The sequence below is a fragment of the Shewanella algae genome, assembly GCF_009183365.2.
GTDB lineage: Bacteria > Pseudomonadota > Gammaproteobacteria > Enterobacterales > Shewanellaceae > Shewanella > Shewanella algae.
Window position 1 is genome coordinate 921,476 of record NZ_CP068230.1, and the last position, 14,410, is coordinate 935,885.

At 55.4% G+C, this 14,410-nt stretch carries 11 protein-coding genes; all 11 read left to right on the forward strand.

Features of this window, described 5'->3' with window-relative positions; all coding sequences use genetic code 11:
- The first annotated feature begins 2 nt into the window (after positions 1-2).
- On the forward strand, positions 3-1,769 hold the full coding sequence (gene tssF / locus E1N14_RS04155) for a type VI secretion system baseplate subunit TssF (RefSeq protein WP_025889991.1): 1,767 nt from the start codon (positions 3-5) through the stop codon (positions 1,767-1,769).
- The gene (gene tssG / locus E1N14_RS04160; RefSeq protein WP_051547222.1) at positions 1,733-2,743 is read left to right on the forward strand and encodes a type VI secretion system baseplate subunit TssG; all 1,011 of its coding nucleotides are present in this window, start codon (positions 1,733-1,735) and stop codon (positions 2,741-2,743) included. Before tssF ends, tssG begins: the two co-directional genes overlap by 37 nt.
- Before the next feature lie 15 nt (positions 2,744-2,758).
- Positions 2,759-4,087, forward strand: a complete 1,329-nt coding sequence (gene tagH, locus E1N14_RS04165; RefSeq protein ID WP_062794014.1) for a type VI secretion system-associated FHA domain protein TagH — start codon at positions 2,759-2,761, stop codon at positions 4,085-4,087.
- Between the two features lie 110 nt (positions 4,088-4,197).
- Positions 4,198-5,535, forward strand: coding sequence for an IS4 family transposase (locus tag E1N14_RS04170; RefSeq protein WP_062794030.1), 1,338 nt, complete (start codon positions 4,198-4,200; stop codon positions 5,533-5,535).
- A 28-nt stretch (positions 5,536-5,563) separates the two neighbouring features.
- Positions 5,564-6,058, forward strand: a complete 495-nt coding sequence (tssJ, locus tag E1N14_RS04175) for a type VI secretion system lipoprotein TssJ (protein WP_247600994.1) — start codon at positions 5,564-5,566, stop codon at positions 6,056-6,058.
- Positions 6,059-6,060: 2 nt separating this feature from the next.
- Positions 6,061-7,392 (forward strand): type VI secretion system baseplate subunit TssK, encoded by a 1,332-nt coding sequence (gene tssK, locus E1N14_RS04180; protein ID WP_025889987.1) that lies wholly within the window; start codon positions 6,061-6,063, stop codon positions 7,390-7,392.
- 3 nt (positions 7,393-7,395) lie between these two features.
- Positions 7,396-8,187 (forward strand): type IVB secretion system protein IcmH/DotU, encoded by a 792-nt coding sequence (gene icmH, locus E1N14_RS04185; RefSeq protein WP_028781258.1) that lies wholly within the window; start codon positions 7,396-7,398, stop codon positions 8,185-8,187.
- A 10-nt stretch (positions 8,188-8,197) separates the two neighbouring features.
- Complete coding sequence (tssH, locus tag E1N14_RS04190) at positions 8,198-10,786, forward strand: type VI secretion system ATPase TssH (RefSeq protein ID WP_062793985.1); 2,589 nt, start codon at positions 8,198-8,200, stop codon at positions 10,784-10,786.
- Complete coding sequence (locus E1N14_RS04195) at positions 10,786-12,342, forward strand: sigma-54 interaction domain-containing protein (RefSeq protein WP_025012071.1); 1,557 nt, start codon at positions 10,786-10,788, stop codon at positions 12,340-12,342. Before tssH ends, E1N14_RS04195 begins: the two co-directional genes overlap by 1 nt.
- A complete protein-coding gene (vasI, locus tag E1N14_RS04200; protein ID WP_025012072.1) occupies positions 12,342-12,995 on the forward strand; it encodes a type VI secretion system-associated protein VasI in 654 nt (217 codons plus the stop codon). Before E1N14_RS04195 ends, vasI begins: the two co-directional genes overlap by 1 nt.
- Positions 12,996-12,998: 3 nt before the next feature.
- Positions 12,999-14,396 (forward strand): type VI secretion system protein TssA, encoded by a 1,398-nt coding sequence (tssA, locus tag E1N14_RS04205; RefSeq protein WP_025012073.1) that lies wholly within the window; start codon positions 12,999-13,001, stop codon positions 14,394-14,396.
- The last annotated feature ends 14 nt before the right edge of the window (positions 14,397-14,410 follow it).

Genomic DNA, 14,410 nt, shown 5'->3' on the forward strand with positions numbered 1-14,410 from the left:
CAGTGCCTCAGGACAAATACTTCAGGGATGAACTTGCTTTCTTGAGAGAGCAGGGGCGGGAATTTTCGGATATCCATCCGCAGTTGGCGCGTTATCTTCACGGTAACCACACTGATCCCGATATCGAGCGTTTGCTCGAGGGCTTTGCTTTTCTGACCGGTCGACTCAGGGAAAAGATTGACGATGAATTCCCCGAGTTTACTCACTCGATGATCAGCATGCTGTGGCCCAACTATCTCAGGCCGATTCCCAGTCATACCATCATGCGCTTCTATCCGCATGAGAAGGGGATCACCCACAGGCAGGAGATTGCGGCCGGTTGTATGCTGGACAGTCATCCGGTCGAAGGGCAGATCTGCCATTTTCGTACCTGTCGTCCTGTTGATGTTTATCCGGTGCAAATCCGTCATATAGATGCTTCCCATTCCCGGGAAGCCTCTATTATTCAATTGGATTTTGATAACAACAGCGACCTTTCCCTGCTTGAAATGGGGCTGGAAAGCCTCAGGTTTTATCTGGGAGGCCAAAGCTACAGTGCCCAGATGCTGTATCTTTGGTTGAATCATTATCTGGACTCTATCGAAATTGTCGGCGCCCATGGCAGTTATCGCTTGCCGCACAGCAGCTTTGCGTCAGTAGGATTTGAGGCCGGCAGCGGTATCTTGCCCTATCCGAAAAACGTCTATGAAGGGTATCGGATCCTGCAGGAGTACCTGACATTCCCCGAGGCGTTTCATTTCTTCGATATCAAGGGAATCGCCAAGTGTATCCCCGAATATCTCAAGGGTGACTTCAGCCTCAAACTCACTTTTTCCAAGACGTTGCCTGCCGACGTGCATGTGCGTCAGGATACTTTCCTGCTTTACTGTGTCCCGGCTATCAACCTGTTTGAGCACGACGCCGATCCTATCGATCTCAACGGCAAGCGGGTCGAATACCCGATTGTGCCCTCCAGTCGCCATCCATCTCACTTTGAAATCTTCAGTGTCGACAAGGTGCAGGGTTGGCTGGATTCCAATGAGGGCAGAATGCGCGGCCAACAGCGGATCTATTCGCCGTTTGAGAGTTTCCAACATGAAGTGGAGCGCGCCCGTAATCGCACCGCGCTTTATTACCGGATGCGGGTGCGCGACAGCATGCGCAACGACGGCCTGGATCATTGCCTCTCATTTGTGCGCAGCGACGAAACCCAGTGCCTGGACATGACAGAAGCCGTGTCGGTGACACTGACCTGCTCCAACCGGCAACTGCCGACCAAGTTGGGCAAGGGCGACATCTGCGTCGCCACAGATACATCGCCAAGCTTTGCCCGTTTCAGCAATATCACCGAGCCCAGCCACCCTTTGCGACCTGTGCTCGATGGCAGTTTGCTGTGGACCCTGATCTCCAACTTGTCGCTCAACTATCTGTCACTGCTGTCCCGTGATGCCATCTGTTCCATCATCCGCGCCTATGACTTCAAGGCGTTGGTCGACAGACAAGCCGAGCGGGTCACCCGGATGCGACTCGACGGCATCAGCAGTATTCAGTCCGGGCCGACCGAAAGAATTGTCAGGGGATTGCCGGTTCGCGGCCTCAAGACAGAGCTGGTACTCGACCAACAGTATTTCGGCTCCGAGGGTGACCTTTACCTGTTCGGCACTGTGCTGAACCACTTTTTTGCCCTCTACGCCAGCATCAACTCGTTTCATGAGTTGGTGGTTATCAATGCTCATAACAAGGAAAGGTACACATGGGATATCCAGAGCGGTCAACAACCGCTGATATAACCTTTCCGGAGCCGGGTGGCAGCAGGCTGCCGCAGGACTACCGTGAGTACAGTTTTTTCCAGTTGGTGGAGTTATTGCACCAACTGGAAGACAGAGATCCGGAAGATGCCCAGTGGGAACTGGCCGGTGAGTTGCAGTTTAGCGCCAATCCAAGCCTTGGATTTGCGCCGGCGGATATCTCCATGCTCGAGTCTCTGGGGGATGGGCGCCTGCGGCTGGAGACCTGTTTTCTCGGTCTCAATGGCGCCCAGTCGCCGCTGCCCAGTTACCTGCTGGATATGCTGCTCGACGATGAAGACGGCATTCGGCGCAACTTTCTGGATTTCTTTAATAACAGATTGATTTCCTTGTTGTATCGCCTGTGGCGCAAATACCGTTATTACGTGCGTTTTCAGGACGATGCCAGCGACAGCTTTTCAGCCCAGGTCTACGCCCTGGTGGGACTGGCCAACGAGGATATCCGCGGCGACACGCCAATCAACTGGTGCAAGATGCTGGCCTACGCCGGCATGCTCGCCGGTCGCAGCCGCTCGCCCCAGGCGGTTGCCGGCATAGTGGCGCACTGTTTCGACCTGCCCCAGGTGAGCATTCGCCAATGGCAACTGCGACAGGTGGAGATCCCCGAGTCCCAGCGTTGCCGTTTGGGGATGGCCAATTCCAGGCTGGGGGAAGACACCATGCTCGGGGAGCGGGTCGGCGATCTTTGCGGCAAGTTTGTGCTCTGTATGGAAGAGCTGTCGTTAGAGCGTTTTCGCGATTTTCTGCCATCCGGGCGGGAGTTCCAGCCACTTTGCAAGGTGATAGAAGTGATCCTGCGGGAACAGATGGCCTATGACCTTGAGCTGACGCTCAGGGAAGATGAAGCCCCGCTGCTGCAACTGGGGGAAGAAAAGGGCGGCCAATTGGGATGGTCCTCTTTCCTCGGCAAGGGCGATAGCACGCGCAAGAGCGTATTGATTCAAATCAGGCAATAAAGGGAGGTTGGCCTCTTGAGTAATTTGATTGCGTTGAATGTGGTGAACTCCCAGTTGTTGGAGTCAGGCCTGGTGCCCCACACAAGAATGAACAAGGACGGCGGCCTGATAGGCGCCGGCCCAGGTTGCGAATGGGTGCTCAGGGACAGGGAGCGCACCATAGGCGACTACTTCTGTCGCATCCTCTGGTTGGACGGTCATTTCTGTATTGAAGATCTCTGCGGTCGGGTGTTTCTCAACGGCTCCACCGTGGAGCTTGGGCGGGATCGCAAAGCCCGGCTGAATGAGAACGATCATATCGCCATTGGCCCCTACAAAGTACGGGTGACGCTGCTCGACAGCGAGCAGGCAGACGACCCGGTAACCGGCCAGCTTTCTGAATGGTTCAAGTCTGAGAACGGTTCACTTATTCAGGCGGAAACCGCCGAAGAAGAGGAAGAAACCGATGCCAGCCTGGATGACCCTTTACTGGCACTGGACAGGCAACAACAGGCCGCGGTCAAAAGCGTTGAATTTGACCAGGAATCTGTGACCAAAGAGCAGGAAAACGCCGAATCCCTGCTGGCCAAGGAACTCTACTGGCAAGGCAAGAATTTTACTGCCCAGGCCGACACGGACTTCGATACCGGTTCGGCTATTCATCTGAACAAACGAGCGAAAATGGACAATATTATGGACGAGAATGCACTGGACTTACTGGAATCTGAAGTCAAAAACGGCCTGGGCAATGATTGGCCCGCCGATGAAGGCACCCATATCGCCACCGGCCCTATGCTGCGCGGCTTAGGGGTACAGTTGGGTGATATGAACGACACAGGCACCCAGCAGGCACTGGCCATTGAAATGGGCGCTGCTTTGCAGGCCGCCATTAAAGGCCTGCTGTCACTGCATCAGGATGCGCAAAGCAGCCGTTATGATCTGATCAACAAGAACCTGCAGCCCATCGAAGATAACCCGCTGCGTCTGGGGCTGGATTATCAGGAAACCGTCCGCACTCTGTTTGATGACAACAAGAGCCCGGTGCATCTGTCTCCGGCGGCCGCCATCAGCGAGAGTCTGAATTCCATTGGGCACCACAATGAAGCGGTACAGCACGCCATCACAGAGGCGCTCAACTACATCCTCAAGTCTTTCTCACCCGACACCTTGCTGAGGCGCTTCAGCCAATACCGCAAGGTGAGCGAGTCGGCGCTCAACCCAGGTGATAACTGGGCCTGGGAAATGTATGAGAACTACTACCAGGAGCTGACGTCATCCCGTCAACAGGGCTTCCGTAAACTCTTCTGGGAAGTGTTTGAACAGGCCTATGACAAGAAACTCAGGGAACTGCAAAGGGAATTCTGATGGGACTGATAAGGCTGGGTTTAATCGCAACGTAGATCAGATAAGGATCGGTTGACCGATCCTCCTGATGAGAGACAATCGGAAACCTGTTTGTAGGTTTCCGATTTTTTATGTCTATTCAAAACTGCTTTGCCGACTTTCTTGAAGAGAGTCCTGTTGATGTCGCTCAGCTAACCACCTTCTCCGAGCATATTCCTGACGAGTGGATTGCTAAAGCGGTAACACTTTCCGATAAAGCGACGATTCGTCGACGTCGCTTACCGAGTGATATGGTTCTTTGGCTTATTGTTGGAATGGCGTTTTTCCGCAACGAACCGATTGCCGAAGTTGCACGGCGAATGAATGTCTGTGCCGAGGGGTTGGCTAATGAGGAGCTGTTAGCAAAAAGTGCTTTAACGCAAGCGAGGCAACGCCTTGGCAAAGCAGCCCCAGAATGGTTGTTTAGGCAATGCAGCCATAGGTGGGGGTTAGAGCGTTACCCTGAGGATACATGGCAAGGTTTGCAAGTCTTTGCTGTGGATGGTGCGCTTTTTCGAACCGCTGACACACCGGAGCTAAGAGACCATTTTGGATCGGGTAATACATCCAGCGACAGACAGACGCCTCATCCAGTATTAAGGGTGGTGACCATGATGAATGTTCGCTCTCATGTCATTGTCGATGCCGCTATAAGCCCTTATCGTCGAGGCGAAATTCCTCTTGCTATGCCCTTTATTGACTCCTTACCGGATAATTCCGTGACCTTATTGGATAAGGGTTTTTATGGAGCAGACTTGCTTCTTTCTCTCCAAAATAGTGGTGCTAACAGACATTGGTTGTTACCGGCGAAGAAAGGGGTGAAATACACCCTGCTGGACGATGAAGAGAGTGACGACATGCGAGTCGAAATGAAAGTCTCTCCACAAGCACGCAAGAAAAATCCTAACCTACCTGAAACATGGCAAGTGAGAGCCGTGACTTATCAGGTACAAGGTAAGCCAAAAACCGTATTTACGTCTCTTCCCAGAGAGCAGTACGATGCGGGAGCCGTCGCGGCGCTTTACCACGAGCGATGGGAAATTGAATTAGGGTATCGAGACATAAAAAGTTCGATGCAACACAATGCGTTAGTGCTGAGGAGTAAGACAGTCGAACTTGTCTATCAAGAGTTATGGGGGCTGCTGCTTGGTTATAACTTGGTGAGACGAGAAGCGAGCCAAGCGGCAGTAGAGCATGGTCGAATGCCCAATGAAATTAGCTTTAAGTACGCTTGTCAGTTCATCGCAAGTCAGCTCAAAGTCATGAGCAAAGCGGTGTCACCAGGTAATACGCCGAAGCGTCTAAACAGTCTGCGAGGAGACTTGTCCATCCTTTTTATAGACAAACGCCCTAAGCCAAATCGGCCCAGGGCGGTAAAAATATCAAAGACCCGATATCCTGTTAATCACAAGGCAGCTCCGCTTAAGTGAACTACGTTGGGGTTTAATCGGGCTTTGTTTGCTTCAGCTGGCCGCTTGCAGCTCGGCATGGAATGCCACCAAGAAAACGGCGCAGGTACTGTGGGACCCTTCCATTCCAGTGGGAGAGGCCAAAGACCTGCCGACACAACTGACCTACAGCATGTATGCGCTCGATAAGGTCAACCCCAATGCGGCCGGCGATGCCACGCCGCTGGAGCTGGTGGTGTACGAGCTGGAAGATGACTCCAAGTTTCTGGCCGCCGACTTTGACTCGCTTAAGGCGGATTACAAAGAGGCGCTCGGCTCCAATTATATCGACCACAGTGACTACACCCTGCTGCCGGGACAGTTCAAGTTTATCGACCATTTCGCTGTCGATGAGGACACCAGATACATAGGCATCATGGCGCATTTCAGTGATCCCGAGGTCGCCCAATGGAAGAAGGTCGTCAAGATCAAACCCATGGGCCGTGAATATCACCTGCTGATGTTTTTCAGTGAGCAGGACATAGTACTGGATAAAGTGGAATAACAATGTCTTCAAGAAACAGAGTGATATGGAGTGAAGGGCTGTTTATCAAGCCTCAGCACTTCCAACAGCAGCAGCGTTATCAGGAATACCTCACTGACGCCAGGCTCAATGCGGTCAGCGGTTATCTCTATGGGATCACCGAGCTTGAACTCAACCCCGAGTATCTCAGCTTTGGTCGCATTGCGATTCAGCGTGCCCGTGGCGTAATGCCGGATGGCACTGTGTTCAACATCCCTCAGGAAGATGTATTGCCGGACGCACTGGAAGTGGCCGACAGCTCACTGGCCAACCAGATTGTTTACCTGGCGCTGTCGCTGCGCAGTGATTCAATTACCGAAGTGGCCCAGGACGAGCAGGGCGCCGGACGTTATCTCAATCGGCGTCACGAGGTGCGGGACATTCACACCCATCAGGGCGACTTTACCGCCATTGATGTCAGCCCGGTCAGGCTCAGATTGATGCTGGAGAAGGAAGATCGCAGCGCCTACAGCTCGCTGGCCATCGCCCGCATTCTGGAAAAGCGTCCAGATGGCAGTGTGGTGCTGGATCCCAACTTTATTCCCTGCCATTACAATGTCAGCGCCGTGCCGATTTTGCACCGTTTCCTCGGAGAGATGGCCGGTCTGATGCGCGAGCGGGCCCGCAATATCGCCCAGCGCCTGGGCTCGCCGAGCCAGGGCGGGGTGGCAGATGTGGCCGATTTCATGTTGCTGCAATCTCTCAACCGCATGCAGCCTGTGTTGCAGCACCAGTCCCTGTCGCGGACCCTGCATCCGGAAACCCTGTATCAGGCTCTGGTCAGTGTTTGTGGTGAGCTGTTCACCTTTACCGATGACAGCCGCATGGCACCGGCGTTTGCCGCCTATGACCACGATATGCCGGTATCGGCCTTCACTCAGGTAATGTCGACTCTGCGTCAGTCTCTCAGCATAGTGCTCGAGCCCAAGGCGGTATCGCTGCAGCTGCACAAACGCAAGTATGGCCTCATGGTGGCGCCGGTGCAGGATCCGGATCTGTTGAAACAGGCCGACTTCATTCTGGCAGTGCGCGCCAGAATGCCGCTGGACGAACTCAAGAAACTGTTTATCCAGCAGACCAAGATCGCCTCGGTGGAGAAGATCCGCGAGCTCATTTCGCTGCAGCTGCCGGGTGTGCCTCTGTCTCCGCTGCCGGTGGCCCCAAGGCAGTTGCCTTACCACGCGGGTTACACCTACTTCCAGCTGGAGCGTTCCAGCCGGGCTTGGGAGATGCTGGTGAATTCCAGCGGTTTTGCCTTCCACGTGGCGGGGGACTTCCCGGAACTCGAACTGCAATTCTGGGCTATCAGGAGCTAAGAAATGGATATCAAAGCAGAAAAACAGCCTATATCGCCTGAGCAGGTCGAAGAGCTGCTCTATGACGAAGCGCAGAACATGAATGCCGATAAAGAGTATTGGTTTCAACTGCGTGGTGACAGCCTCAATGCACTTATCGATGCGGCATCTCCTCTTATCGGCATGGTGTTGCGGGTACGCAAGCTGGCCATCTTGGATGATGTGGAAAAGCTCTATCACAACACTGTGGATGACATCATGGCCATCGAGGCCGAGCTCACCGAGGCGGGCTATGATCGCGCCGAAGTGCTGGCCTATCGCTATGTGCTTTGTTCCTTTATCGATGAAGCCGTGATGAATACCCCCTGGGGCGCCGACAGTGCCTGGGCCGAACATTCGCTGCTGACCCGTTTTCACAATGAAACCTGGGGCGGGGAGAAGGTGTTTGGCATCCTGCAGCGTCTGGAAACCGAACCGAGCAAATATCGTGAACTGCTGGAGTTTATCTACCTGTGTTTCTGCCTGGGTTTCGAAGGGCGCTACAAGGTGGTGGCCAACGGCCGTGAGGAGTTCGACAAGATAGTCAATCGCCTCTATGAAACCCTGCGCCACCTCCGGGAAGAAGAACCGGAACTGCTGACCGGGGCCACAGAGCATGTGGTCAACACCCGTTATCGCCTTGGGCGCCAGATGCCTATTTGGACAGTCTTTGCCGGTTTCGGCCTGATGCTGACCATAGTCTTTCTGTTTTATTCCCTGTCCCTGGCGAACAAGTCCTCGGGCGTGCTCAAGCAACTGTATCAGATCCTGAATTGAGGAAGCTGTGATGATCCGAATTGAACTCACTACCTTGATCGGCAAGCTCAATGCCGTGACCAAACTCGCCATGGAAGAGGCGGCATCACTCTGTATTGCCCGTCAGAACCCGGAAGTGACCTTTATGCACCTGCTGACTTGTCTGCTGGACAATCCGCTGGGTGATGTGCGTCTGCTGCTCAAGGCCGCCGAAGTCGATGCCGAGCAGGTAAGGCAAATTGCCGGTGAAACCCTGCCAAGGGAAGAGAGCCTGGAAACCTATCCGGCATTTTCACCGCTGCTGGTCGAGCTGCTGCAGGATGCCTGGCTGCTTTCAAGCACCGAACTTGGCCAGACGGAACTGAGATCCGGCGCCATCTTCGCCGCCGCACTGATGCAGGCCGAGCGTTACCTGCCAAGGGATCTCGCCACTCTGCTTGGCAGCATTAATCGCGAAACCCTGAGACGGGAATTCAATACCCTGACCCAGGCTTCATCCGAATCGCAAACGGTCAAGGCCGAACGCGGCGCACCGGTACTGAATGAGGCCCAATCGTCGCTGGCCAAATACACCAGCAACTTTACCGAGTTGGCCCGCAAAGGCGAGCTGGATCCTGTATTGTGCCGGGATGATGAGATCAACCTGATGATCGACATCTTAAGTCGCCGCCGCAAGAACAACCCGATAGTGGTTGGTGATGCCGGTGTGGGCAAGAGTGCGGTGGTGGAAGGTTTGGCGCTGCGTATTTGTGACGGCCGGGTGCCGGATGCGCTCAAGGGGGTGCAGCTGTTGTCGCTGGATCTTGGTCTGTTGCAGGCCGGCGCCGCGGTTAAGGGCGAGTTTGAAAAGCGCCTGAAGTCGATTATTGAAGAGGTCAAACAGTCGGCCGACCCCATCATACTCTTTATCGATGAAGCCCATACCATGATAGGCGCCGGTAATCAGGAAGGCGGCGGTGATGCGGCCAACCTGCTTAAACCGGCTCTGGCCCGCGGTGAGCTGCGCACCATAGGCGCCACCACCTGGAAAGAGTACAAGAAGTATTTCGAGAAAGACCCGGCGCTGAGTCGCCGTTTCCAACTGGTGAAACTCGATGAGCCCAGTGTCGAACAGGCGGTGAATATTCTCCGTGGCCTGCACGGGGTCTATGAGTCTTCCCACAATGTATTGATCCAGGACTGCGCCCTGCGCTCGGCGGCTTATCTGTCGGCGCGCTATATCTCCGGCCGTCAGTTGCCCGACAAGGCCATCGATGTGCTGGATACCGCCTGTGCCCGAATCGCCATTAATCTCAGCAGTACCCCCAAGCGTTTGGCGGCATTGGATAACTTGCGCCATCAGCGCCATATGGAAACCGAACTGCTGGAGCGCCAGAAAAAACTCGGTCATCCGGTTGATGAAGAGCGCCTGAATCATCTGCACCAAGCCCAGGAAGAAGCCGACAGTGAGTATGCCGAGCTGGAATCCCTGTGGCAGCAGCAACAGGCGGGAGTCACTCAAGTAGTGGCCCTGAGACGCGCCATTCTTGATTGTGACGATGAAGCAGAGCTCGAAGGGCTGCGGCTGGAGCTGCAACAGGCCGAAGAATCACTCGAAGCCATCAGTGGCGATCAACGCCTCATATACCCTCAGGTGGATGAGGCCCAGATAGCGGCAGTCATCTCCGACTGGACCGGCGTGCCGGTATCGCAAATGAGTGGCGATGAGCTGCACAAGATAACCCATCTGCCTGAGCTCTTGGGGCATAGCCTCAAAGGGCAGGATGTGGCCATTGCACGCCTGCACAAGAATATGCTCACCGCCAGGGCAGACCTGCGCCGCGCCGGACGTCCCAAGGGCGCCTTCCTGCTGGTGGGCCCAAGTGGCGTCGGCAAGACAGAAACCGTGGTACAGATTGCCGAGCAGCTCTACGGCGGCAAGCAATTCCTGACCACTATCAATATGTCCGAATATCAGGAGAAGCACACTGTCTCCAGGCTGATAGGCTCGCCTCCCGGGTATGTCGGTTTCGGTGAGGGCGGTATTCTGACCGAGTCCATCCGCAAGATGCCTTACTCCATAGTGCTGCTCGATGAGGTGGAAAAGGCGCATCCGGATGTGCTGAACCTCTTTTATCAGGCGTTCGATAAGGGCGAATTGGCCGATGGCGAAGGCCGGTTGATTGACTGCCAGAATGTGCTGTTTTTCCTGACCTCCAACCTGGGCTATCAGACGATAGTGGACTACAGCGCCCAGCCAGAGCTGCTGGACGACAAGCTTTACCCTGAGCTGGCGGCCTTCTTCAAGCCTGCGCTGCTGGCGCGAATGGAGATAGTGCCCTATCTGCCGCTGGGTGAAGAGGTGCTCAAGGAGATCATTCACTACAAGCTGGCGTCGCTGGAGCAGCGTTTGCTGGAGCGTTACAAGGCCAAGGTGCATTGTGACGAGACTCTGGTGGATGAAATCATGCGCCGCGCGACCCGCAGTGAAAACGGCGCCCGTATGCTGGAAGCCATCATAGACGGCCAGGTACTGCCGCCCTTATCGCTGTCGCTGCTCAACAAGCTGGCGGCCAAAGAGGAGGTCAGTGAGATCCATCTGGGCTGCCGTGACGGTGAGTTCTTCGGAGAGGCGCGATAGTGGTGACTGAGCAGTGGTTGGAACAGGCGGCAAAATTGCTGGAATGCCAGCAGTTTGATGGGCTGTTGCAGCAGTTTCTCGATACTTTGGCATTGGAGCTGGGGCTGGATAACCATCTGTTTCTGGCGCCGGGCTTCGATGGTCGGGAACTCAAGCCACTGTCCTGCCTTGGCCTGTGTGAAGGGATCTCATTGCAGGCGCTTTGTTTGGCGGTTACCGACTTTCGTCATCCGTTTGCCCATGTGTTGCAGACAGGCGAAGCCATGCTGCTGAACAAGGCCCGGCTCGCCTACTGGCAGGAGCACAGCGGCTTTGTCAGCCTGTGCGATCGGGTCGGCAAGGAGCAGGCACTGCTGCTTTTCCCGCTGAGCCATGAGGGTCATGTGCGGGCTATCCTCTGTCTGCGTCTGGCCGAGCAACAGGGCAGTGGTCTGCTTGTCCGTCAGGACTGGCAGCAATATGCCGCCGTGTTTATGCGCCACTGGCAGTTGCTGGATAAGTTGTTGCGGCAGAATTCAGATCAGTCTCAGCTGTCGAGCTCGCTCGATGAACTGCGTCGCCAGCAGCAACAACATGATGCCATGCAACAACTTGGCAAGAACCTGGTGGGCGACAGTCAGGCCATGAGTCAGCTCAGGCAGGAGATAGTGCGCGGCGCGGCCTCACAGTTGTCTGTGTTGGTGCAGGGCGAAACGGGGACGGGCAAAGAACTGGTGGCCCGGGCGATACACGACTTTTCTGAGCGCAGCGGCAAACCTTTCGTGGCGATCAACTGCGCCGCAATACCGGAAAACCTGCTGGAGTCCGAGCTGTTCGGTTATGCCAAGGGGGCTTTTTCCGGTGCCGACAAGGATAAGCAGGGGCTGATAGCCCAGGCGCACCAGGGCACGCTGTTTTTAGATGAAATCGGTGATATGCCTTTGAATCTGCAGTCCAAGTTACTGCGGGTACTGGAAACTGGGCACTACCGGGCACTGGGAGGCAACAAGGAGATCTACGCCGATTTTCGCTTGGTGGCCGCTACCCATGTGAACCTCAAGGAGCAGATCCACAGTGGTGAGTTCCGTCGCGATCTCTTCTACCGCTTGTGCCAGTTTCCACTGCAGCTACCGGCGCTCAGGGAGCGGCTCGAGGATATCCCCGATTTGGCGGCGCACTTTATTGCACTGTTCAATCAGAGTCAGCAGCGACAGATCCCCGGCATCCGCTTTAGCGCCCTCAATCGGCTGAAGAACCACGGCTACCCGGGCAATGTCCGCGAGCTGCGCAATATGCTGGATTATGCCTGCGCCCTCACTGCCGACGGTGTCGAGATAGATACTGCGTCTTTGCCGGCGACGGATTCGGAAATGCCCAAGCCGCAATTACCCAGCGAAGAGGGGCAGGAGTTTGAGGCCATTTCCGATCTCAGGCTGGCGGTAGCTCAGTTTGAGCGGGCGGTGATCAGCGCCAGATTGAAGGCCTGCAACGGTGACAGAGCCAAGGCGGCTGTCAGTCTGGGAATGCCGAAACGCACCTTTTCCCACAAATGCCAGAAGTTGGAGATTAACGAATAATGTCAAGGATTCAAGGCGTTATATTTTTATGCCTGTGGGGGCTGGCCGCTTCGGCTCAGGCCTCGGACGACACAGTGGCCAAGGCAGAGGCTTGTACCCAAATCCCTTCCAGACTGGAGCGACTGGCTTGTTTCGATGAGCTGTTCAACACTCCGGTGGCAACCGTGGTGCCGCAGCAAACCACTGACAGCAGCCCTTATCCCGAGGCGTTTCAGGTCGCCATGGCGTCCGAGAAAAATCGTCAACAGGGCATGGCCTTTATTGCCGGGCATCAAGCGGATGCCGTAGAAGATCTCTGGTTGACCGCGCCTGCTATAGGCGCCTTGCCACCGCGTCCGGTACTTATGCTCAGCTGCATCGACGATATTAGCCGGGTCGAACTGATGTTGCCCACGGCGCTGGAAGATGGCTGGGCCCAGGTAGGGCTGCAGATCAACGGCGTCGAGCAGCAGTCGCAGCGCTGGCTCAGTGATGATACCGGCTATATCTTCCGCACCGGCCGCGGCCTGCCGGCCATTCAGGTGATGAAAGCCCTGATCCGCGGCGACGATGTGCGCCTGCGTTCGGCCAACAAGGCGATAGACGGCTTGCAGTTTGATACCCGAGAACTTGGCAGTGCGCTCAAGCCACTGCGTCAATCTTGCAGGTGGTGATAGATGGATCTGAATCAATACCTGGATAAAGTCAGCCGCCCCATCAGTGAGGCCAATCCCATAGGAGAGCGCCTCAGCGATGATGTGCTGTTTGACTATGTGGAAGGCCAGATGATGAAGGTGGGGTCGCTTTCGCATTCCGAAGTGCAATGGCACGAGGTGGAGAGTGCGGCCTTAAAGTTGCTGGAAACCAAGAGCAAGGATTTAAAACTGCTCACCTATTTGCTGCAGTGCCTGCAGCATCAGTGCAGTTTGGAGCGTTTCTCCTGTTCGCTGGCACTGCTGGAGCGTTTTATGGCCTCCTTCTGGGAGACTTGCCATCCGGCGCCGGGCCCCAGAGGCGTGTTGCCCAGGCGCAAGTTTTTCGCCCAAATAGTGCAGCGAACCCTGAAAGCAGCCGAAGGGCTGGATACCGATTTTTGCGATCCCGACACCAAGTCGGTATTGCTGCAGTCTCTCAAGGCTCTATGTGATACCGCGGCCGCCAAAGAGTTGCCTGTGGATGAACTGCAGGCCCTGGAGGCCAAGCTCAAGCGCCGTTTCAGCAGTGAGCCTGCCAACAAGCCCAAACCCGCGCAGGAATCCAGCTCCGGTGAAAGCCGCAGCAGTGAAAGCAGGGATATGCCCAGGCTGGAGATAGACAACAGCAGTGACAAGGCTACCAAGCAAGCTCTGCTCAAGGTGGCAGACTTTATCGCCGAGAATCCGGCGGGCATGGCGCTTGGCCTCAGGCTTAGACGCTTTGCCATCTGGTTCAGTGTGACCTCGGCGCCGGAAAATGCCAATGCCAAGGGCGAAACCAGCCTGATGCCTATCTCTGTCGACAGAGTGGCCGAGTATCGCAGCCAGTTGGCCAAGAGTCCGGATCTGGCGCTGCTCAGGCGCATAGAGCAGAGCCTTAGCCTGAGTCCTTTCTGGATTGACGGTCACTGTCTCAGTGCCCAATTGGCACAGACCTTGGGGCAGCCGGCCTGGGCTCAGGCGATTCTGGAAGAGACGGCGGCCTTTGTTGAACGTCTGCCTGCGCTTTTGGATATGTCATTCAAAGGCGGCGTGCCTTTTGTTTCCAAAGAAACCCGCAGTTGGCTCAACGGCAGCGAGCAGCAGGGTTCAGGCTCGGCCGAAGGCAACAGTTACGAGCAGGAAATTTGGGAACTGGCCGCCAGTGGCGGGTTGTCGTTGGCATTTGCGGCGCTCAACGAAAAACTGCACAAGGCCACTGAGCCGAGGGACAAGTTCTATCTGCGGCTGCTGGGGGCCGATTTGAAAGACAAACACCAGTTAGGGGCTATGGCAGAGGTGGAGTACCAAGTGCTGCTTGGCCAGGCCACGGACACCAGTCTGGCGGATTGGGAGCCGGGTCTGATGTCTCGTTTACAACAAAAAGTCAATCTGAGTTAGGTACAGGGAAATGT

Coding starts and splice junctions, on each gene's coding strand:
- tssG (WP_051547222.1), top strand. CDS start 1,733: ATGGGATATCCAGAGCGGTCAACAACCGCTGATATAACCTTTCCGGAG.
- E1N14_RS04170 (WP_062794030.1), top strand. CDS start 4,198: ATGTCTATTCAAAACTGCTTTGCCGACTTTCTTGAAGAGAGTCCTGTT.
- tssK (WP_025889987.1), top strand. CDS start 6,061: ATGTCTTCAAGAAACAGAGTGATATGGAGTGAAGGGCTGTTTATCAAG.
- icmH (WP_028781258.1), top strand. CDS start 7,396: ATGGATATCAAAGCAGAAAAACAGCCTATATCGCCTGAGCAGGTCGAA.
- tssH (WP_062793985.1), top strand. CDS start 8,198: ATGATCCGAATTGAACTCACTACCTTGATCGGCAAGCTCAATGCCGTG.
- vasI (WP_025012072.1), top strand. CDS start 12,342: ATGTCAAGGATTCAAGGCGTTATATTTTTATGCCTGTGGGGGCTGGCC.
- tssA (WP_025012073.1), top strand. CDS start 12,999: ATGGATCTGAATCAATACCTGGATAAAGTCAGCCGCCCCATCAGTGAG.